The organism is Plantibacter elymi (nom. nud.) (genome assembly GCF_900177795.1).
Taxonomy (GTDB): domain Bacteria; phylum Actinomycetota; class Actinomycetes; order Actinomycetales; family Microbacteriaceae; genus Plantibacter; species Plantibacter elymi.
Genome location: NZ_FXWJ01000002.1, coordinates 502081 through 522979, shown reverse-complemented (window position 1 = coordinate 522979; position 20899 = coordinate 502081). Strand labels below are relative to the sequence as shown.

Sequence of the window (20899 nt, the reverse complement as noted above, 5' to 3'; positions counted from 1 at the left end):
CGTGCGCCCCCTCGATCCGCGACTGCTCCGCTATGCCCGCGGAGCCCGGTCGATCCTCGGACTCGGCGCGGTCATCGCGCTCGTCCAGACCGCCTGTACGCTCGGGTTCGCCTGGTTCGTGGCCCAGCTCGTGTCCCGGTCGATCGCGGGGGATCCGGTCGAGGAGCTCCTGCCGTCGCTCTGGCTGCTGATCGGCATCGTGGTGCTGCGTGCCGGGACCGTCCTGGCGTCCGACTCGGTGAACGCCCGTGGCTCCGCGATCGTCCGCAGTCAGTTGCGGCGGGCCCTCGCCGGCGCGTTCGAGACGCTCGGGCCAGGGTGGGTCTCGCGTCGGAGCTCCGCCGCACTGACGACCGTGGCGGGCCGCGGGCTCGACGCCCTGGACGCGTACTTCGGTCGCTACGTCCCGCAGCTCATCCTCACGGCGATCGCCATGCCGATCATCGCGGCGGTGATCTTCGTCCAGGACCCGCTCAGCGGCATCACGGTGATCGTGACACTCCCACTCATCCCCGTCTTCATGATCCTCATCGGATTCGCGACCCAGGCGGTGCAGCGGCGCCAGTGGGAGACCCTGGCCCACTTGTCGCGCGGGTTCCTGGAGCTCGTCGCGGGCATGGCGACCCTCAAGCTGTTCGGACGGCAGCACCGGCAGGTGCAGCGGATCCGAACCGTCACCGAGGAGTACCGCGTCGAGACCATGAAGGTCCTGCGGTTCTCGTTCGTGAGCGGCTTCGCCCTCGAACTGCTGTCGAGTCTCGCCGTCGCCGTGGTCGCGGTCGGCATCGGCTTGCGTCTCCTCGACGGCTCGCTCCTCCTCGGAACGGGGCTCTTCGTCCTGATCCTGGCCCCGGAGGCCTTCCTGCCACTGCGGAACGTCGGTGCGAACTACCACGCGGCCGCGGAGGGGGTCACCGCCGCCGACGAGGTCTTCGAGATCCTCGACGAGGCGAAGGCCGTCCGCGAATCGCTGTCCGTTCCGGATCAGCTCGGCGCACCGGCGACGGCAGGCGACTCCGCTCGCCGAACGGCTGGCCTGGTACTCGACGGTCTCGGCGTGCAGTACGACGAGCTGCGGGTGCTGGACGACCTCGACGCGACGTTCCCGGCCGGCGTGGTGACGGCTGTCGTCGGCGCCAGCGGAGCCGGGAAGACGACCATGGCGTCGGCGATCCTCGGATTCGTGGACGTCACCGGATCGATCCTGCACGACGGCGGACGCATGTCACCCACGCCCGGTGGACGACGCTGGCTCTCGTGGGCGCCGCAGCGTCCGGTCCTCATCGCTGGGACGGTCGGCAGCAACGTCGCGCTGGGCGATGACGCACCCGACGCGGCGCTCATCGTCGAGGCGTTGTCGGCACTCGGGCTGTCCGCGCTGCCACTCGGACACCCCATCGGCGCGGTCGGCGACGGTGTGAGCGGTGGGCAGGCGCAACGGATCGCGATCGCGAGGGCCCTGTACCGACTGCGACGCACCCCGGCGGATGCCGGCACGCCGGTGCTGCTGCTCGACGAACCGAGCTCGGCGCTCGACGCCGCGTCCGAGGCGCTCGTCATCGACGCCGCGCGCGACGCCGCTCGAGCCGGGGCGGCCGTCATCGTCATCACCCACCGACCGTCGATCGTCGAACATGCGGATGCCGTGCTCGAGATCCGCGTGCGGTCAGAACGCGTCCAGGACGACGAGGTGATGCTCCATGGATGAGCGCGTCCGACAGATCATCCGACTGGCGCAGCCGCCGGCGCGCCGTTTCGTCCCTGGTCTCCTCGCCGGGATCCTCTCCGCGGGGGCCGCCGTCGCCCTCCTCGCTTCGAGCGCGTTCCTCATCACGAAGGCCGCCGAGCAGCCCTCGATCGTCGAGCTGGGTGTCGCCGTCGTCGGGGTGCGCGCGTTCGCGCTGGCCCGGGCGTCGTTCCGCTACCTCGAACGCCTGCTCAGTCACGACGCTGCATTCCGTCAATTGGCGCAGCTGCGCTCCGGCATCATCGAACGCGTCATCCCGGTGGCTCCCGACGGACTGCAGCTCACCGGCCGGGGCGACCTCCTCACCCGCCTGGTGACCGATGTGGACGAGCTGCAGAACGTGCCGTTGCGGGTCGTCCAACCACTGGTGGTGTCGGGTGTCGTCGCCGGAGCCTCCGTCATCCTCACGACCGCGCTGCTCCCGGCCGCCGGGATCGCGCTCGCGGTCTGCCTCATCGCGGCGTTCCTCGTCTCGTGGTTGCTCGTGAGCCGGGTGGCGGCCCGCGCCGAACGCGAACTCGCGCCGCTGCGCGGTGCGCTGTCGGAAGCCCTGCTCGAGCTCGTGACCGGTCTCGACGTGCTGACCGCTTACGGTGCGGTCGACGCCGCACGGGCACGGATCGAACATGCCGACGCGGCACTCACGCGCGCAATGGTGCGGCGGGCCGCGGGCGCCGGGGTTGCCGGCGCCGTTCTCTCCCTGGCCTCCGGGGCGTCCGTCGTCGCGGCGCTCTGGGCAGGCATGCCGGCGCCGGGAACGATCGGCGGCCCCGCGCTCACCGTGATCGTCCTCGTCCCGCTCGCCGTGTTCGAGGTCTGCGCGATGGTGCCCCTCGCGTTCGGGGCCTGGCGGGAAGCGGTCGCGAGTGCCGAGCGCGTGGCGGACGCGGTCCCGAGCGAGCGCCCACGCGAGATCCCGGACGAGGACAGTGGAAGCATCCTCACGCCGACCTTCGACGGCGTCATGCTCGAGGCGGAGCACCTCAGCGCACGGTGGCCCGGGAGTACGGCGGCGGCGCTCGCACCGATCAGCTTCCGGCTGTCGGCCGGCGACCGGCTGCTCGTCGAAGGCGACAGTGGAGCCGGGAAGACCACGCTGGCGCACGCTCTCGTCCGCTTCCTCGAGTACGAGGGTGGGTACCGCGTCGGCGGCGTCGAGGCACGCGACCTCCGCCCGGACACGTTGCGCGAGTCGGTCGGGCTCGTCGAGCAGCGTCCGTTCCTCTTCGACGCGGACATCCGCCAGAACCTCCTCTTCGCCAGGGACACGGCCGACGACGCTGAGCTGGAGGCCGTGCTGGAGCGGGTCGGGCTCTCGTCCTGGCTCGCCGAACGCGGTGGACTCGACCGCCCGGTGGGGGAGCACGGCGCGCTCGTATCTGGAGGGCAGGCGCAACGCATCGCCCTCGCCCGTGCGCTCCTCCGCGAGTTCCCCGTGCTCGTGCTCGACGAGCCGACCGCCAACGTCGATCCCGAGCGCGCGACCGCCCTGCTCGAGGACCTGCTCGGTGTCGCGGGATCCGAGGGTCGTGCGGTCATCGTGATCTCGCACACGCCGGTTCCCGACAGCCTCGTGACCGGTCGCCTCCGGATCGTCGCGCCGCCGATCGCGGCCGTCGGCTGATGCGATCCACCGGAGCACGCCGGCGGGTCGTCCTCCCGGCCTGGTCGGACCCGGAGGACGTCTACCGACGCGTCTTCGCCGACGAGCCCTGGGCAGCCTGGTTGGATTCGGGACAGGGCGCCCGGACCGGCGTCAGCCTCATCGGACGCGGGACGGAACGCCTCGTGGCGGACGTCCGGCTCGGCACTGTGGAGCGCGTCACCCCGGTCGCCGCCTCCATCGACCGGACGACGATGCTCGACGCCCTCCGCACCGTGCGCGCGCACGACGAGCCCGGCGATTGGGTCGGGTGGTTCGGCTACGAGTCGGGGGCGGGGCTCGTCGGGGTTCCGGCACACGCGGCCGCCTCCCCGGATGCGCTCTTCCTGCGCCTCGACGACCAGGTGCGGTTCGACCATGCGGCGCGGACGGTGACGGTCTCGTCGGACGATCCCGACTGGATCGCGACGACCGTCGAGCGATTGAGTACGGCGACCGAGCCTCCTCCCGCGGCCGAGGCGGCCGGCGGGGCTTGCGCGCCCCGTCACAGTGATGCCGCGTACGTGCGGCTCGTCGAGCGGTGCCAGGAGCACATCACCCGCGGGGACGCCTATCAGCTGTGCCTGACGAACCACCTGCGCGTCGACGGGGTCCACGACCCGCTTGCGACCTATCTCCGGCTGCGCAGGACGAGCCCCACGCACCACGGCGGTTTCCTCCGGTTCGGTTCGATCAGTCTCGCGAGCGCGTCTCCGGAGCAGTTCCTCGAGGTCTCGGCCGACGGCCGCGTCCGGACGAAGCCGATCAAGGGGACCCGGCCGAGAGGTGCCGATCCCGAGGAGGACGCCCGTCAGCGCGCCGATCTGCTCGCGAGTCCCAAGGAGCGCGCGGAGAACCTCATGATCGTCGATCTGATGCGGAACGACCTCTCCAGAGTCTGCGAGCTGGGCTCCGTTGCGGTCACGGCGCTCCATCACGTCGAGAGCTACCCACAGGTGCACCAACTCGTCAGCACCGTCGAAGGACGGTTGCGCGCAGGGCTGGACGCGCTCGACGTCGTCGAGGTCGCATTCCCGGCCGGATCGATGACCGGGGCCCCGAAACGCCGGGCGATGGAGCTGCTGTACGACCTCGAAGCGGGCGCGCGCGGGGTGTACGCCGGCGCCTTCGGCCTGCTGTCCGCGGACGGATCGATGGACCTCGCCATGGTCATCCGCTCGATCGTGATCGATCCGCAGGGTGCGTCGATCGGCACGGGGGGTGGCATCACGGCGCTGTCCGACGCCCGGGAGGAGCTCGAGGAGACGTGGACCAAGGCGGCGGCCCCGCTGGCGGCACTCGGCGTCGGACGTCCGCCTGCCGAATCCCGGTAGGCTTGACCGTTGGACGGAGCGCCGTCGTGCGCTCCAGCCCGTCCATCCTGCGGCCGAGCGCCGTGCGAGCAACCCACGGGATTCCACCCCCAGCACCTGCAGTGATTGAGAGTGACGTGTCAGACGAGCGCAACACCGACGACCGCCGAGACGGCGAGCGGTACGACTTCCAGGCGATCCAGGAGAAGTGGCTTCCCGTCTGGGACGAGCTGAAGCCCTTCGCAGCGGGCGATCCTGCCGACAAACGTCCGCGCAAGTACGTGCTCGACATGTTCCCGTACCCCTCGGGCGACCTGCACATGGGTCACGCCGAGGCGTTCGGCTTCGGCGACATCGTCGCGCGGTACTGGCGTCACCAGGGCTTCAACGTCCTGCACCCGATCGGCTGGGACTCGTTCGGTCTCCCCGCCGAGAACGCGGCCATCCAGCGCGGCGTCGACCCGCGCGAGTGGACCTACGCGAACATCGCGCAGCAGAAGGCCAGCTTCCGCCAGTACGGCCCCTCCTTCGACTGGGACCGCGAGCTGCACACGAGCGACCCCGAGTACTACCGGTGGAACCAGTGGCTGTTCCTCCAGCTGTTCGAGAAGGGCCTCGCGTACCGCAAGGCGAGCCCCGTCAACTGGTGCCCGAACGACCAGACCGTGCTCGCCAACGAGCAGGTCGTCGACGGACACTGCGAGCGCTGCGGCGCCGAGGTGACGAAGAAGAAGCTCACCCAGTGGTACTTCCGCATCACCGACTACGCGGACCGCCTGATCGACGACCTCAACCAGCTCGAGGGCACCTGGCCGGCCAAGGTCCTCAGCATGCAGCGGAACTGGATCGGTCGATCCAACGGTGCGGACGTCTCGTTCTCCATCGAGGGTCGTGCCGAGCCGGTCTCCGTGTACACGACCCGCCCCGACACGCTGTACGGCGTGACGTTCATGGTCGTGGCGCCCGACTCGGAGCTCGCAGCCGAGCTCGTCGCCGACACCTCCGACGAGGTCAAGGGACGCTTCCAGGCCTACCTCGACAGCGTCAAGGGTGAGAGCGAGATCGCGCGGCTCGCGACCGACCGCCAGAAGACCGGCGTGTTCCTCGAGCGCTACGCGATCAACCCGCTGAGTGGCGAGCGCCTGCCGATCTGGGCGGCCGACTACGTCCTGGCCGACTACGGTCACGGGGCGATCATGGCGGTCCCCGCGCACGACCAGCGCGACCTCGACTTCGCGCGGGCGTTCGACCTGCCCGTGCGCGTCGTGGTGGACACCACCCAGCCCGTCACCGGTGCCATCCCGATCATCGTCGACGGTGAGCTGCCGGAGGACCTCCCGTCGATCGATCCCGCCAAGACGGGTGTCGCGCTGACGGGCGACGGTCGCCTGACGAACTCCGGCCCCTTCGACGGCCTGAGCAAGGCGAACGCGATCCCGAAGGTCACGGCTGCGCTCGCATCGAGCGGCCTCGGCGCGAAGACGAAGAACTACCGTCTCCGCGACTGGCTGATCTCGCGGCAGCGCTACTGGGGCACGCCGATCCCGATCATCCACTGCGACGCCTGTGGCGAGGTGCCGGTCCCCGAGGACCAGCTCCCCGTGCGGCTGCCGGATGCCGCGGGTCTCGACCTGCGTCCGAAGGGCATGAGCCCGCTCGCGGCGGCTGAGGACTGGATCAACGTGGACTGCCCGTCGTGCGGGAAGCCTGCGAAGCGCGACTCCGACACGATGGACACCTTCGTCGACAGCTCGTGGTACTTCCTCCGGTTCCTGAACCCGACCTCCGACGAGATCGCGTTCGACCCGAAGGAGGCCGACAAGTGGGCGCCGGTCGACCAGTACGTCGGCGGTGTCGAGCACGCGATCCTGCACCTGCTCTACTCGCGGTTCATCACGAAGGTCCTGTTCGACCTCGGCAAGGTCGGCTTCACCGAGCCCTTCAGCGCGCTCCTCAACCAGGGCATGGTCATCCTCGACGGTTCGAAGATGAGCAAGAGCAAGGGCAACCTGGTGGAGTTCGCCCAGGAGCTGCGGTCGTACGGCGCCGACGCCTTGCGCGTCACGATGGCGTTCGCCGGTCCTCCGGAGGACGACATCGACTGGGCGGACGTCTCGCCGGCCGGTTCGGCCAAGTTCCTGGCTCGCGCCTGGCGGGTCGCGCACGACGTCACGAGCTCGCCCGACGTCGCCTGGAAGGACGGCGACGAGAAGCTGCGGAAGGTCACGCATCACTTCCTCGCGGAGGCTCCCGGCCTCATCGAGGCGGGCAAGTTCAATGTCGTCGTGGCACGGCTCATGGAGCTCGTCAACGCGACGCGCAAGGCGATCGACGCCGGGCCCGGCGCGGGCGACCCCGCCGTGCGCGAGTCCGCCGAGGTGACGGCCATGGCGCTCGACCTCTTCGCACCGTTCACCGCCGAGGACATGTGGGCCAAGCTCGGCTACCAGCCGTCGATCTCGCTGGTGCCGTGGCGGAAGGCCGACCGGTCGCTGTTGGTCGAGGACCAGGTGACCGCGGTGGTCCAGGTCGACGGCAAGGTCCGCGACCGGCTCGAGGTGTCGCCGAAGATCTCCGGCGAGGAGCTGGAGCAGCTCGCACGCGCGAGTGCGGCCGTGCAGCGTTCCGTGGGCGATCGCGAGATCGTCAACGTCGTGGTGCGTGCCCCGCGTGTGGTGAGCATCGCCACGAAGGGCTGACGCGGTTGGGGGCGGGCCCTGGTGGCCCGTCCCGAACACGTTCGGAGCGCTCGGGCACGACCATCGAGTCGGACCACGTGTCCCAGCCCAAGGCAACCCGTTCTCAGATCGGGTCCCGAGCGGTTGCCGGTGCTTCCTCGGTAGCATGACCGGGTGATCGCTCTCGCCCCATCAGTACGAACGCTCCGCGTGTTCCAGATCCTGTGGGTGATCGGCTTCCTGATCGGAACGACCACGCACACCGCGGATCTGATCCTCGGGGGAGTGGACGTCTACGGCGGCTTCCCGCCCGGCGTCCGGCTGTTCTGGGTGACGCTCACGGTCTTGGACCCCATCACCGCGGTGCTGATCATCCTTCGACGGCGCGCCGGCATCGTGCTCGGCATAGCGGTGATCGTCGCCGACATCGCCGTGAACTGGTCCGTCTTCGTTCTGCTCGGCGGACTCTCGTGGTTCGGCGTCATCAGTCAGAGCCTGTTCGCGGTGCTCATCCTCGCCACGGCTCGCCCGCTGTGGATCTGGTTCGCGCGATCTTCGACACGGGAGCGGGACGAGCCAGCCAGAACGGCCTGACCGCCCGTGATCGCAAGACGACCGGTCAACACCGAGGCGCTGGGCGAACTGACTGAATCCTGCATCCCAGGCGAACGCGCTCCACAGGTGCGGTCGTGGTGGTTTCGGTGTCCGTGGCGACGGCGAGCGTGTGGTTCGGGGTGTCCGGGCTCGTAGCGTTCGAGGATGACCATCGAACCGGAACCCACGTCCCGCCCGGTGCCATCCACGCGTTCGTCGACGCGCCGTCTGCTCGGTGAGCTACCGCGCCCGGAGTTCCGTGCCGGGGCCGTCGTGGTGCTGGTGATCGCGGCGCTCGTGGTCGCCATCCTCGTCTCGCTGTTCAGCTCAGGCGGGGCGGTGCGGACCATCGGTGGGGCGGAGTTGTCGGCTGAGGGGAGCCCCATGCCTGTCGCGACACCGGGAGCGACCGCACCTGCCGGCTCGGCGACGGGGGAGCTCTTCATCCACGTGCTCGGAGCGGTCGCGGCCCCTGGTGTCTACCGGCTGCCGGACGGATCACGTGCGTTCGATGCGGTGGCATCCGCCGGCGGCGCCCTGCCGGAAGCGGACACCAGTGCCGTGAACCTCGCACGGTTCGTGAACGACGGCGAGCAGCTGTACGTCCCCGTGGTCGGCGAGGTGCCACCTGGCGGAGGCGCGAACGGGTCGGCTGCCGGGAGTCCGTCCGGCTCGCAGCTCGTCAACGTGAACACGGCCTCCGCGGCCGAACTCACCGCACTCCCGCGGATCGGAGAGGCCCTGGCCGCACGCATCGTCGCCTGGCGGGAGACGAACGGCCCGTTCGCCACCCTCGACGACCTCAGCGCGGTCGAAGGCATCGGCGCGAAGACCCTCGAGGGGCTTCGCGCGGCGGCGACGGTGTGACCACACACGAGGCCTCCGGACCGACATCCGGGCGCGATGAGCGAGCGATGCGGTTCCCACGCCTGCTCATCCCGGCGGCGGTCACCTGGGTCGGTGCTGCCGTCTGCTGCGCGGCTCCGACGCTGGCCTGGGGTACGGCACTGGTCGCGTTCCTCGTCGCCTCCGCCTGCCTCGGGTGCAGCACGGTCGTCCGGCGTCGCCTCGTGGAGCGTCGCCGCGGGGAGCGTCGGACAGGGTCTGTCGTCATCACGACACTCCTGCTCTGCGCGTGCTCCGCGGCGCTGTTCGGCACGGTCGCCGCGTCGATCGGCGCACGCGCCCTTGACCGGCAGCCGGAGGCGCTGCAAGCGCTCGGGAACGCTCCCGTGCATGCCGAGGTCGTGGTGACCGGTGACGCGGTTCCTAGCGGGTCGGTCACTGCTGCACCCACGGTTCGGTTCGCAGCCGACCTTGTGACGGTCTCGGACGACGGGGGAGCCCTGGAGGGACTCTCGGTCCCGGTCCTCGTCTTCGCGCCGGTCCCGGCGGATCGGGCGCCGAGGATCGGTGAGCGCTGGCGCGTCGACGCCTCCCTCCGGTGGAACGCGCCGGGTGATGCGCGGGCAGCGCTGCTCTTCGCACGGGAGGAACCCGAGCTGCTGGAGGAGCCGCCGGCGATCCTCGACTGGTCGGCGTCGCTCCGTTCCGGCCTCGTCGGGCTCGCGTCCGACCTGCCTGGGCCGGGTGGGGAGCTGCTGCCCGGCCTCGCGATCGGCGATGTCAGCCAGGTGAGTGACGCGGTCACGGAGTCGATGCAGCGCAGTTCGCTCTCGCATCTGACGGCCGTGTCCGGCGCGAACTGTGCGGTCATCGTGTGGCTCGTCAGCACCGCGGTCGCGGCACTCGGCGGTGGGCGGAAGCTCAGGATCGCCTGTGCCCTGCTGTGCCTCGTCGCCTTCGTGGTCCTCGTGACGCCCCAACCGAGCGTGCAACGGGCGGCACTCATGGCCGCCTTCGTCCTGGTGATGGGCGGCTTCGGGCGGCCGATCCGTGGCCTCGCCGCGCTCTCGTTGGCGGTGGTCGTCCTCCTCGTCGCCGACCCCTGGCTGGCCGGACAGTACGGGTTCGGGCTCTCGGTGCTCGCGACCGCCGGCCTCCTGCTGCTCAGCGGACCGCTGACGGATGTACTCGGCAGATGGCTGCCGCGGGGGATAGCGGCCCTCATCGCGATCCCGGCAGCCGCCCAGCTCGCTTGCCAGCCGATGCTCGTCCTCCTCGACCCCGCGATCCAGCTCGGCGGTGTCCCAGCTAACCTGCTCGCCGGTCCGGCCGCCGCGCCCGCGACCATGCTCGGGCTGCTCGCCTGCCTGCTGGTCCCGTTCGCACCACCACTCGCGATGCTCGTCGCGTGGCTCGGTTGGGTGCCGGCGACGTGGATCGCCGCGGTGGCGCAATGGTTCGAGGGCGTCCCTGCCGCGAGGGTGCCGTGGCCGGAGGGGCCGCTGGGCGTCGTGCTCGTCGCCCTGCCGACGGTCCTGATCGCCACACTCCTGCTGTTCCGTCGGGACCTGCCCCAGAAGTGGTCGACGACGATCGGCGTGGCGGTGGTCGTGGCGCTCGTGGCACTGTGCGGTCGGGCGGTCGGTGACGGACTCGGCCCGGCCCTGCACCGGCCGGGCGACTGGATCGTCGCCGCCTGCGACGTCGGTCAGGGCGACGCGGTCCTCCTGCGACAGGGCGCCGCCATCGCCTTGGTCGACGTCGGGCCCGACCCCGAACCGCTCCGCGCGTGCTTGGACGAACTCGGGGTGTCCCGCATCGAGCTGCTCGTCCTCACCCATTACGACCTCGACCACGTCGGAGGCCTCGACGCGGTCGTCGGGATGGTCGACGAGGTGCTGCTCGGGCCGATCGACGATCCGGAGGACGAGCGCGTCGCCCGAGTGCTCCGAGCGGCCGGTGCGGAGGTGCGACAGGCCGGCGCCGGGGACCAGGGGGTGCTGGGGGATCCAGAGAGGGCGGCGCCGTGGCGAGTCCTGTGGCCGGACCCCGCGGCAGGCGGTGTCGAACCGGGGAACGACGCGAGCGTGGTGGTCCGGTTCGACCTCCTCGCCGCATCGGTGCTGCTGCTCGGCGACCTCGGTGAGGAAGCGCAAGACCGGCTGCTCGGTCGGCACGCGCTCGGGGACGCGGTCGACATCGTCAAGGTGTCGCATCACGGTTCCGCCGATCAGAGCGACCGCCTGGCGCGCCGGGTCGGTGCGACCGTTGCGCTCGTCTCCGTCGGGGCCGACAACGGCTACGGGCATCCGACGCGCTCAGCGCTCGAGCTGTACGAGGCCGCCGGGGCCGAGGTCCTCCGCACGGACGAGTCGGGGACCATCGTCCTCGGCCCGGGGGACGGCGGCGGGTTCCGCGTCTGGTCGGAACGTGGTGGGTGAGCCGCCCACCCGGCCCGGCTGGCGTCGGCGGTCGCCGGTAGACTCGGACGGTCGAGAGGAGCCGCTGTGGCTGCACCACGTTCCGCCGGTCGCGGCAAGGCCAAGACGGCGGCCAAAGCCTCGGCGGCGATCCCGCAGCTCGGCTGGTCGGAGATCCGACCGGCGCCGATCGTGTTGGTGTCCGGCACGGAGTCCTTCCTGGCCGACCGGGCGATCCGCCGACTGCGCGACTTCCTCGTCTCCGAAGACCCATCGCTCGAGGTCAACGACGTCGCCGCCGACAGCTACGCCCCGGGGGAGCTGCTCACCGTGGCGAGCCCGTCGCTCTTCGGCGAGCCCCGGCTCGTCCGCGTCAGCCAGGTCGAGAAGTGCTCCGATCAGTTCCTCACCGAAGCCATCCGGTACCTCGAAGCACCGCCGGAGGGCGCCTACCTCGTGCTGCGGCACAACGGAGGCGTGCGCGGCAAGAAGCTGCTCGACGCCATCCGCTCAGGTACCGGTGGCGGTGTCGAGATCGTCTGCACCGAACTCAAACGGGACAGCGACAAGGCCGACTTCGCCGCGGCGGAGTTCAAGACGGCGGGTCGTCGCATCACGCCCCAGGCGCTCCGTGCACTCGTCGGCGCCTTCTCCGACGACCTCGCCGAGCTCGCTGCCGCGTGCAGTCAGCTCATGGCCGACGCCTCCGAGGAGATCACCGAGCAGACGGTCAACAAGTACTACGGCGGTCGTCTCGAGACGAGCGCGTTCGACGTCGCCGACGCCGCGATCGCCGGACGACACGGGGAAGCGCTGCTCGCCCTGCGGCAGGCGCTCGACTCGGGTGCCGACCCCGTGCCGATCGTCGCCGCGTTCGCAATGAAGATCCGCACGATGGCCAAGGTGTCCTCGGCACGCGGCGGGTCCGGGCAGATCGCCCAGCAGTTCGGCCTCGCGCCGTGGCAGGTCGACCGCGCCCGTCGGGACCTGTCCGGCTGGACCGACGCCGGCATCGGCCGCGTGGTGCAGATGCTCGCCGAGACCGACGCCGGAGTGAAGGGCGCGAGCCGCGACCCGGTGTTCGCGCTCGAGCGGCTCGTCGGCGTCATCGCGGCACGCGGGGTCGATCTGTCGGAGCGGTAGCCTGCCGAGCGGGCCGTGGCGGCGAGCGGGATGCCCTTCGACAAGCTCAGGGACCGAGCGGGCGACGCGAAAGGCCCCGCACGTTCCGAGGAACGCCGGGGCCTTGCAGCTGGTGTCGCTTAGAGCGCGTTGACCTGCTTGGCGATGGCCGACTTGCGGTTCGCTGCCTGGTTCTCGTGGATGACGCCCTTGCTCACGGCCTTGTCGAGCTTCTTCGAGGCGAGCTTCAGTGCGGACTCGGCCTGAGCCTTGTCGCCGGCGACGACGGCCTCACGGGTTGCGCGGATGGCGGTCTTCAGCTGGCTCTTGACGGCCTTGTTGCGCTCGTTGGCCTTCTTGTTGGTGCCGATGCGCTTGATCTGCGACTTGATGTTTGCCACGTTGGGTCAACTTTCGGTTCGAGGAAATGATGTTCGGTGCCGTCGGACGGAAGAGGGCGTCTTCAAGCGAGTTCTCGTGTGGTCTCAACTCACACGCAAGCCAACAGGCAACATTACCAGTCGGGCTGAGTTCTGGCAATCCAGGGTACCGCAGCGCTGGTGCTCCCGGCCGTGGGACAATGAGGGTTGCCCGATTCCACCCCTGACCCCGAGGAACGCGTGAGCCCCCAAGCAGTGAAGGCCCTCGAGCCGGCATCGACCGACCCGGCGTTCATCCGGAACTTCTGCATCATCGCCCACATCGACCACGGTAAGTCGACCCTGGCGGACCGCATGCTGCAGATCACCGGCGTCGTCTCGGACCGCGACATGCGGGCGCAGTACCTCGACCGCATGGACATCGAGCGCGAGCGCGGCATCACCATCAAGAGCCAGGCCGTGCGCATGCCGTGGTCGCTCAACGGTGAGACTTTCGCGCTCAACATGATCGACACCCCCGGCCACGTCGACTTCACCTACGAGGTCTCGCGATCGCTCGCCGCGTGCGAGGGCGCGATCCTCCTCGTCGACGCCGCACAGGGTATCGAGGCGCAGACGCTCGCGAACCTCTACCTCGCCCTCGAGAACGACCTCGAGATCATCCCGGTGCTCAACAAGATCGACCTCCCGGCGGCAGACCCCGACAAGTACGCGAAGGAGCTCGCGAGCCTCATCGGCGGCAAGCCCGAAGACGTCCTGCGGGTGTCCGGCAAGACCGGTATGGGTGTCGAGGAACTCCTCGACCGCGTCGTCGGGCGCATCCCGAACCCCGTGGGCGACCCGGACGCGCCCACGCGCGCCATGATCTTCGACTCCGTCTACGACACCTACCGTGGCGTCGTCACGTACGTCCGCATGATCGACGGCCAGCTGAGTCCGCGTGAGCGCATCCAGATGATGTCGACGCGCGCGGTGCACGACCTCCTCGAGATCGGCGTCAGCTCGCCGGAACCGACGCCCACGAAGGGCCTCGGCGTCGGTGAGGTGGGCTACCTCATCACCGGTGTGAAGGACGTCCGGCAGTCGAAGGTCGGCGACACCGTCACGACCGCGGTGAAGCCGGCGACCGACGCCCTCCCGGGCTACACCGACCCGAAGCCGATGGTCTTCTCCGGTCTGTACCCGATCGACGGCAGCGACTACCCGATCCTCCGCGACGCACTGGACAAGCTGAAGCTCTCCGACGCCTCGCTCAACTACGAGCCGGAGACCTCCGTCGCCCTCGGCTTCGGCTTCCGCGTCGGTTTCCTCGGCCTCCTGCACCTCGAGATCGTGACCGAGCGGTTGCAGCGCGAGTTCGACCTCGACCTCATCGCCACGGCGCCGTCGGTCACCTACGAGGTGAAGACGGAGGACAAGCAGGTCGTCACCGTCACGAACCCGAGCGAGTTCCCCTCCGGCAAGATCCTCGAGGTGTCGGAGCCGATGGTCAAGGTGGGCATCCTCGCCCCCAAGGACTACGTCGGCACCATCATGGAACTCTGCCAGAGCCGACGAGGTGCGCTGCTCGGCATGGAGTACCTCGGCGAGGACCGCGTCGAGCTGCGGTACACGATGCCGCTCGGTGAGATCGTCTTCGACTTCTTCGACCACCTGAAGAGCCGCACGCAGGGGTACGCGTCGCTCGACTACGAGCCCTCCGGTCAGCAGGCCGCCGATCTCGTGAAGGTCGACATCCTGCTGCAGGGCGACCAGGTCGACGCCTTCAGCGCCATCGTCCACCGCGAGAAGGCGTACGCCTACGGTGTGCTCATGACCGAGCGCCTGAAGAAGCTCATCCCGCGCCAGCAGTTCGAGGTGCCGATCCAGGCCGCCATCGGTGCGCGGATCATCGCCCGCGAGTCGGTCCGTGCCATGCGCAAGGACGTCCTGGCCAAGTGCTACGGCGGTGACATCACCCGCAAGCGCAAGCTCCTCGAGAAGCAGAAGGAGGGCAAGAAGCGGATGAAGATGGTCGGCAAGGTCGAGGTGCCTCAGGAGGCGTTCATCGCAGCGCTCTCCGGGGACGTGGAGACGAAGGACAAGAAGTGAACGCACGACGAAGTTCGTTCGAGGACGAAGCGGTCGACTACGCGGCCGTCGGTGCCACCCAGCGGACCGACCTCATGCAGTACCCGCCGGAAGGCTACGTGCCGTCGGAGGACGAGTTCCGCCTCGGGAGCGGCGAGGAGCGGTTCGCCCTCGCGAGCAGCGCCCTCCTCACCTGGGGACTGCACCGCTCGAGCGGCGTGGAGATCTCCGAGGTGCACCCGGGGACGGGCGTGCAGTACGGCGGCATCGCCTTCGCCGAGGACGGTACGCCGCTGGAGCCCATCGAGACGCACGAGGAGCAACGCTTCGCCGAGGACGGCACGCCGTTCATCACGCCGGGCACGACGGTCGTCTTCGCCGGCACCGTCGGCGGAGAACCGCTCGTCGGGCCGCATCGCGTCATCTCCGTCACCGAAGAGCCGGGTCATGTGAGCCTCGCCATCGGCACGATGGAGGGCGATCCGGAGAGCGGCGAGCAGTCCTTCACGATCGAGCAGCGCGAGGACGACTCCGTCTGGATCGTCGTGCGCTCGTTCTTCCGCCCGACGAAGGGTGCCGCGAAGCTCGTCGGCTCCAAGCGCCGCCGCAAGACCATGAACGACGCCTACCTCCGCGCGCTCCTGCCGTCGCGCGGCGTCTGAGCGACGGACCGTGCCGAGCGCCCTTCCACTCGCCGATCCGGCCCCGTCCGACGGACTCCTCCCGGCGACGGCGGCCGTCGGTGCCCACGAACGCAACTTCGGGGTCTACCTGCACGTCCCGTTCTGCCGGGTCCGATGCGGCTACTGCGACTTCAACACCTACACGGCGACCGAGCTCCGCGGCGCGAAGCAGTCTGACTACGCCGACGAGGCGGTCGCGGAACTCCGCTTCGGCAAGTCGGTCCTGGCGTCATCGACCGTCCCCGACCGTCCGGTCTCGACCGTGTTCTTCGGAGGCGGGACGCCGACCCTCCTCCCCGCTGACGACCTGGTCCGGATGCTCCGTGGCGTGACGGACAACTTCGACCTCGCTCCCGGCGCCGAAGTGACGACCGAGGCGAACCCCGACTCGGTCGACGCCGCCTACCTCCGCACGCTCGCCGAAGCCGGATTCACCCGGGTGTCGTTCGGGATGCAGTCCGCCGTGCCGAGCGTGCTCGCCACCCTCGAGCGCACGCATGATCCGGCCCGGGTGCCGCTCGTCGTGCAGTGGGCTCGCGATGCCGGGCTCGGCGTCAGCCTGGACCTCATCTACGGGACGCCGGGGGAGACCCTGGCCGACTGGCGCGTCTCACTCGAGACGGCGATCGCCTGCGCTCCGGACCACGTGTCGGCCTATTCGCTCATCGTCGAACCCGGGACGAAACTCGCGCGCCAGATCCGCTCGGGCGTGGTGGGGACCCCCGACGAAGACCTGCAGGCCGATATGTACGAGCTCGCAGACGATCTCCTCACCGAGGCCGGTTACGGCTGGTACGAGGTCAGCAACTGGGCGACGGACGACCGGCACCGCTCTCGGCACAACCTCTCCTACTGGACCGGCGAGGACTGGTGGGGCGTCGGTCCGGGTTCGCACAGTCACGTCGGCGGCGTGCGCTGGTGGAACGTCAAGCACCCGGCGGCGTACGCCCAGCGGATCGCGGCGGGGGAGTCCCCGGCCGCCGGCCGGGAGACGCTGGACGACGAGACCCGGGAACTCGAACGCATCCTGCTGCTCACCCGCACGCGGGACGGCATCCCGATCCGGACGCTCGCCCCCGAGGCTCGCACGGCGGTCGCCGGGCTCATCGCCGAGGAACTGGTCGATGCACGGCAAGCCCTGCTCGGACGACTGGAGCTCACGCGCCGCGGACGGCTCCTCGCCGACGCGGTCGTCCGTCGTCTGGTCGGCGACTGACGCTGCCCGACGCGCGGAACAGCCCCGCCCGGCGGACCGGACGGGGCTGTTCTCGTGCGACTCGACGGATCAGGCCTTGATGAACTGGATCGTGAGCGGGTAGCTGTACAGCTCGCCCTTGTTCGCCTTGATCGCGGCGATGATGCTGAACACGATCACGACGACGTAGACGGCGATGATGATGAACAGACCCACGACGACGATCGTCAGGATCGAGCCGACCACGAGCGCGATCAGCATCGTCAGCTGGAAGTTCAGCGCGGTGAGCGTGTGCGCCTTGATGAACGGGCCGCGGTCCTTGAGGACCAGGTAGCCGATCAGCGGCGGGATGAATCCGAAGAAGATCCCACCGATGTGGATGAGCGTCGACCAGAGCTTCTCGTCTGACGGGCTCATGGGCTGAGCGGCGGCGTACGGCTGCTGGTACTGCGGGGCGCCTGCGGGCGGCGGCGGGTAGGAGCCGGCAGCGGGCGGCGGCGGCGCGTAGCCACCGGCGGGCGGGGGCGGGTAAGCGCCTGCGGGCGGCTGCTGCGGAGCTGCGGGAGGGGGCGTCGCGCCGTCTCCTGCAGGCGGAACCGACCCGCCCTTCGCTGGGTCGACGGGCGGCTGAGCGTTCGGATCGGACATCTTCGCACCTTTCACGGAGAGTGATATTCAATTGGTCCAGCTGAGCGTATCGCACCAGGTGTTGCTCATCAGGGACCCACGCCTGCGGCCAACGGTATTCCCGCGGCACGGGGCCGCGCAAGGGACGGCTGCGCGGAGGCCACGATATGATTGGCAGTCAGGGTCTTCGAGTGCTGATGGTCGGTGCTCCGAGGTGGATGACGGGAGGAGATCGAGATGGTGTCGGATCGCGGTCTCGAAGTGCTCCGCGTCATCGTGCAGGACTACGTCGCCTCGCGTGAGCCCGTCGGTTCCAAGACGATCGTCGACCGCCACTCCTTCGGAGTCTCCGCCGCCACCATCCGCAACGACATGGCGCAGCTCGAGGACGAAGAGCTCATCGCCGCTCCACACACCTCTTCCGGCCGGGTGCCCACCGACAAGGGCTACCGGATGTTCGTCGACCACCTCGCCGACCGCCGTCCGCTGAACAACGCTCAACGGACGGCGATCGAGACCTTCCTCGGCGCGTCCGGCGACCTCGACGAGGTCCTGCACCGCACGGTGCGGCTGCTCTCACAGCTGACGAACCAGGTCGCGCTCGTCCAGTACCCGATGTTCTCCCGGGCACGCGTCCGGCATCTCGAGTTGGTGAGCGTCACCCCGAGCCGTGTGCTCGCGGTCATCATCCTCGACAACGGCCGCGTCGAGCAGCGACTCATCGAGACGGAGAGCCCGGTCGACGACGACCTCATCTCGCGTCTCCGCTCGCTGTGCAACGAGGCGGTCGCGGGCCGTCCGCTCCTCGACGCCCACGACGCGATCGGCGACGTCCCCGCCGACATCGCCGACCTCGACCGCGCGGCGGCCGTCCGCATCGTCGACGCGGTGCGCGAGCAGCTCTCGGCGCAGCGCCAGGACCGCCTCGTCATGGCCGGCGCCGCCAACCTCGCCCGCACCGAAGACGACTTCCCCGGCAGCATCTATCCGGTCCTGGACGCCATCGAGCAGCAGGTCGTGCTGCTCCGGCTCTTCGGCGAGATGGAGTCCGAGCGCGACAGCGTGGTCGCCAGCATCGGGCGGGAGAACGCGTCGTTCGGCCTCGAGACCACGAGCGTCCTCGCCGGGAACTACCGTTCCTCTGGTGGCGAAATCGCCCGGCTCGGCGTCCTCGGCCCCACGAGAATGGACTACGCGAGCAACATGGCTGCGGTCCGCGCCGTCGCCAGGTACCTCTCGCGCATCCTCGACGCCGAGTGACGCATCCTCGTCGCGTCCCCCAACACCTTCCGCACCTCGAACGAAAGGCCCTCAGTGGCTGACTACCCCGACCACTACGCAGCACTCGGTGTCGCCAAGGAGGCGACGCCCGAAGAGATCAAGAAGGCGTACCGCCGCCTCGCACGCGAACTGCACCCCGACGTGAACCCGGGTTCCGACGCCTCGGAGCGGTTCAAGGAGGTCACCCACGCCTACGACGTGCTGAGCGACCCCAAGCAGCGCCAGCAGTACGACCTCGGTCCGCAGGCGGGCGGGTTCGGTGGCGGCGACGCCGGGTTCGGCGGCTTCGGCGACATCTTCGACACCTTCTTCGGCGGGGGTGGACAGCAGCGCGGACCCAAGTCCCGCCGCGCACGCGGCGAGGACGCCCTGTTGCGCGTCGAACTCGACCTCGACGAGGTCATCTTCGGCACCCACCGCGACCTCGAGGTCGACACCGCCGTGCTCTGCAGCACCTGCAACGGCTCCTGCTGCCAGCCGGGCACCTCACCGGTGACCTGCGACATCTGTCACGGCACCGGCTCCATCCAGCGGGCCGTCCGCTCACTGCTCGGCAACGTCATGACCTCGGCACCCTGCGGCACCTGCCGCGGCTACGGCACGATCATCGCGACCCCGTGCGTCACCTGTCAGGGTCAGGGTCGGCTCCGTGCGCGCCGCACCGTGTCGGTCGACATCCCGGCCGGCGTCGACACCGGTCTGCGTCTGCAGATGCCGGGGAGCGGCGAGGTCGGCCCGGCCGGCGGCCCGAACGGCGACCTCTACCTCGAGATGAAGGTCAAGCACCACGACGTCTTCAGCCGCGACGGCGACGACCTGCTGTGCACGCTCGAGGTCCCGATGACCGACGCCATCCTCGGCCGCCAGGTCACCGTCCACGCGCTCGACGGCGACGTCGAGGTCGAGCTGCGGCCGGGCGTGCAGAGCTCGGAGGTCATCACGGTCAAGGACCGCGGCGTCACGCGCCTTCGCGGGAACAGCCGGGGCGACCTCAAGATCGGCGTCCAGGTCGTCACCCCGACGAAGCTCGACCACCGCGAACGCGAGCTGATCAAGAGCTTCGCCTCAGGACGACGTCAGGGTGCTCCGGCGCTCGCGCAGTTCCAGCAGGGCCTGTTCGCGAAGATCCGCGACCGCTTCCACGGCGTCGGTTGAGATGAGTTCGCTGTACCTCCGCGAGGATCTCGAATCGACCGGTGTCGGCGACTCGGTGACCCTCCGCGGTCCCGAGGCGAAGCACGCCGTAGCCGTGAGTCGGCTGCGGGTCGGCGAGACGACGTCGATCGGCAACGGGCGGGGCCTGATCGCGACCGGACCGGTCGTGCGCAGCGAGCCGGGCGAGTTGGAGATCCGCGTCGAATCGGTCGTGGTGCATCCGGAGAACCGTCCCGGACTCGTCCTCGTGCAGGCGCTGGCCAAGGGTGATCGCGACGAACTCGCCATCCAGGCGGCGACCGAGCTGGGTGTCGACCGGATCGTCCCCTGGGGCGCCGAGCGCAGCATCTCGAGATGGCAGGGCGACAAAGCGGTCAAGGGCCGTGCGCGCTGGCAGCTCATCGTGCGCGAGGCGTCGAAGCAGTCGATCCGCGCCCGGGTGCCCGAGGTGGCCGAGGTCGTCGACACCCGTGGACTCACGGCGATCGTCGCCGGCCGGACCGTCCTCGTGCTCGAACCCAGCGCGGCACTCGCCCTCTCGGAGCTCGACCCGTCGGCCCTGCTCGCCGAGGAACTCGTGCTCGTCGTCGGTCCGGAGGGCGGCATCTCGCCGGCGGAGCGCGAGCGGCTCGAAGCGGCCGGCGCGATCGAGGTCCGGATCGGCTCGGGCGTCCTGCGCACCTCGACGGCAGGACCGGCGGCGATCGCCGCGCTCAACGTGCTGCTCGGTCGGTGGTGACGATCCACCAGCCCGCGCATGAGGTCGCCACGAACCTTAGACTGGTGGACATGAGTGAAGCACCGTCGGTATTCAGCCGCATCGTGTCGGGGGAGATCCCGACGACCCTCCTCGCCGAGACCGATCGGGTGATCGCGTTCGCCGACATCGCACCGCAGGCGCCCGTGCACCTCCTCGTCGTCCCGAAGACCGCCGAGTACCGCGACGTCGTGGAGTTGGCCGCTGGCGACCCCTCCTTGCTCGCGGAAATGGTCGAGGTGGCGTCGTCGCTCGCGAAGGAGCACACCGGGGGCGAGTTCCGACTCGTCTTCAACACCGGTGAGTCCGCCGGGCAGACGGTCTTCCACGTGCACGCGCATGTCCTCGGCGGCTCCCTGCAGGAGGGCACCCTTGGCGGAGCCTGAGTC

General features: G+C 69.8%; 17 protein-coding genes. 15 read left to right on the top strand and 2 right to left on the bottom strand.

The genetic code is table 11. The annotated features are described in order from the left end of the window. Position 1: 1 nt before the first annotated feature. The 8 genes from cydD to holA all read left to right on the top strand — a co-directional run bounded on the left by cydD (position 2) and on the right by holA (position 12383). A complete protein-coding gene (gene cydD / locus CCK91_RS07310; protein ID WP_086473490.1) occupies positions 2 to 1708 on the top strand; it encodes a thiol reductant ABC exporter subunit CydD in 1707 nt (568 codons plus the stop codon). Beyond that, positions 1701 to 3371: a thiol reductant ABC exporter subunit CydC gene (cydC, locus tag CCK91_RS07305; RefSeq protein WP_086473489.1), complete on the top strand. Its 1671-nt coding sequence runs from the start codon at positions 1701 to 1703 to the stop codon at positions 3369 to 3371. The genes cydD and cydC overlap by 8 nt, the downstream gene beginning before the upstream one ends. Then, positions 3371 to 4723 (top strand): aminodeoxychorismate synthase component I, encoded by a 1353-nt coding sequence (gene pabB / locus CCK91_RS07300; protein WP_086473488.1) that lies wholly within the window; start codon positions 3371 to 3373, stop codon positions 4721 to 4723. The genes cydC and pabB overlap by 1 nt, the downstream gene beginning before the upstream one ends. Positions 4724 to 4839: 116 nt before the next feature. Then, on the top strand, positions 4840 to 7401 hold the full coding sequence (gene leuS / locus CCK91_RS07295; RefSeq protein ID WP_085510711.1) for a leucine--tRNA ligase: 2562 nt from the start codon (positions 4840 to 4842) through the stop codon (positions 7399 to 7401). 153 nt (positions 7402 to 7554) lie between these two features. Beyond that, positions 7555 to 7974, top strand: coding sequence for a hypothetical protein (locus tag CCK91_RS07290; RefSeq protein WP_133059953.1), 420 nt, complete (start codon positions 7555 to 7557; stop codon positions 7972 to 7974). Between the two features lie 165 nt (positions 7975 to 8139). Beyond that, positions 8140 to 8841 (top strand): helix-hairpin-helix domain-containing protein, encoded by a 702-nt coding sequence (locus CCK91_RS07285; RefSeq protein ID WP_086473486.1) that lies wholly within the window; start codon positions 8140 to 8142, stop codon positions 8839 to 8841. A 47-nt stretch (positions 8842 to 8888) separates the two neighbouring features. Then, positions 8889 to 11261, top strand: a complete 2373-nt coding sequence (locus CCK91_RS07280; RefSeq protein ID WP_086473485.1) for a ComEC/Rec2 family competence protein — start codon at positions 8889 to 8891, stop codon at positions 11259 to 11261. A gap of 66 nt (positions 11262 to 11327) precedes the next feature. Then, positions 11328 to 12383 (top strand): DNA polymerase III subunit delta, encoded by a 1056-nt coding sequence (gene holA / locus CCK91_RS07275; RefSeq protein WP_071260815.1) that lies wholly within the window; start codon positions 11328 to 11330, stop codon positions 12381 to 12383. 119 nt (positions 12384 to 12502) lie between these two features. Here the strand turns inward: holA and rpsT are convergent, their stop codons facing one another. After that, positions 12503 to 12763: a 30S ribosomal protein S20 gene (gene rpsT / locus CCK91_RS07270; RefSeq protein ID WP_064295571.1), complete on the bottom strand. Its 261-nt coding sequence runs from the start codon at positions 12761 to 12763 to the stop codon at positions 12503 to 12505. Positions 12764 to 12982: 219 nt separating this feature from the next. Between rpsT and lepA the strand changes: the two genes are divergently transcribed. Genes lepA through hemW form a run of 3 tightly spaced genes read left to right on the top strand, consistent with a single transcriptional unit; the run spans position 12983 to position 16711 of the window. Beyond that, a complete protein-coding gene (gene lepA, locus CCK91_RS07265) occupies positions 12983 to 14833 on the top strand; it encodes a translation elongation factor 4 (RefSeq protein WP_079705746.1) in 1851 nt (616 codons plus the stop codon). Further along, the gene (locus CCK91_RS07260; protein ID WP_242664435.1) at positions 14830 to 15474 is read left to right on the top strand and encodes a DUF1990 family protein; all 645 of its coding nucleotides are present in this window, start codon (positions 14830 to 14832) and stop codon (positions 15472 to 15474) included. Before lepA ends, CCK91_RS07260 begins: the two co-directional genes overlap by 4 nt. Positions 15475 to 15484: 10 nt before the next feature. Next, positions 15485 to 16711 carry a radical SAM family heme chaperone HemW gene (gene hemW / locus CCK91_RS07255; RefSeq protein ID WP_086473484.1) on the top strand — a complete coding sequence of 409 codons (1227 nt, stop codon included), beginning with the start codon at positions 15485 to 15487 and terminating at the stop codon, positions 16709 to 16711. Between the two features lie 69 nt (positions 16712 to 16780). Here the strand turns inward: hemW and CCK91_RS19915 are convergent, their stop codons facing one another. Beyond that, positions 16781 to 17338 (bottom strand): DUF4870 domain-containing protein, encoded by a 558-nt coding sequence (locus CCK91_RS19915; RefSeq protein ID WP_234993956.1) that lies wholly within the window; start codon positions 17336 to 17338, stop codon positions 16781 to 16783. A 216-nt stretch (positions 17339 to 17554) separates the two neighbouring features. Between CCK91_RS19915 and hrcA the strand changes: the two genes are divergently transcribed. The 4 genes from hrcA to CCK91_RS07230 are packed head-to-tail and all read left to right on the top strand — an operon-like array spanning position 17555 to position 20896. Continuing rightward, positions 17555 to 18577, top strand: coding sequence for a heat-inducible transcriptional repressor HrcA (gene hrcA / locus CCK91_RS07245; RefSeq protein ID WP_086473483.1), 1023 nt, complete (start codon positions 17555 to 17557; stop codon positions 18575 to 18577). A 54-nt stretch (positions 18578 to 18631) separates the two neighbouring features. Next, a complete protein-coding gene (gene dnaJ, locus CCK91_RS07240) occupies positions 18632 to 19753 on the top strand; it encodes a molecular chaperone DnaJ (RefSeq protein ID WP_064293629.1) in 1122 nt (373 codons plus the stop codon). A gap of 1 nt (position 19754) precedes the next feature. Further along, positions 19755 to 20492, top strand: a complete 738-nt coding sequence (locus CCK91_RS07235; protein WP_086473482.1) for a 16S rRNA (uracil(1498)-N(3))-methyltransferase — start codon at positions 19755 to 19757, stop codon at positions 20490 to 20492. 50 nt (positions 20493 to 20542) lie between these two features. Beyond that, positions 20543 to 20896: an HIT domain-containing protein gene (locus CCK91_RS07230; RefSeq protein WP_064293856.1), complete on the top strand. Its 354-nt coding sequence runs from the start codon at positions 20543 to 20545 to the stop codon at positions 20894 to 20896. Positions 20897 to 20899: the final 3 nt, after the last annotated feature.

Excerpts from the sequence above, each read along its gene's own strand:
- hrcA (WP_086473483.1), top strand. The coding sequence starts at position 17,555 with ATGGTGTCGGATCGCGGTCTCGAAGTGCTCCGCGTCATCGTGCAGGAC.
- CCK91_RS07235 (WP_086473482.1), top strand. The coding sequence starts at position 19,755 with ATGAGTTCGCTGTACCTCCGCGAGGATCTCGAATCGACCGGTGTCGGC.
- cydC (WP_086473489.1), top strand. The coding sequence starts at position 1,701 with ATGGATGAGCGCGTCCGACAGATCATCCGACTGGCGCAGCCGCCGGCG.
- CCK91_RS07230 (WP_064293856.1), top strand. The coding sequence starts at position 20,543 with ATGAGTGAAGCACCGTCGGTATTCAGCCGCATCGTGTCGGGGGAGATC.
- CCK91_RS19915 (WP_234993956.1), bottom strand. The coding sequence starts at position 17,338 with ATGTCCGATCCGAACGCTCAGCCGCCCGTCGACCCAGCGAAGGGCGGG.
- CCK91_RS07280 (WP_086473485.1), top strand. The coding sequence starts at position 8,889 with ATGCGGTTCCCACGCCTGCTCATCCCGGCGGCGGTCACCTGGGTCGGT.
- CCK91_RS07285 (WP_086473486.1), top strand. The coding sequence starts at position 8,140 with ATGACCATCGAACCGGAACCCACGTCCCGCCCGGTGCCATCCACGCGT.
- pabB (WP_086473488.1), top strand. The coding sequence starts at position 3,371 with ATGCGATCCACCGGAGCACGCCGGCGGGTCGTCCTCCCGGCCTGGTCG.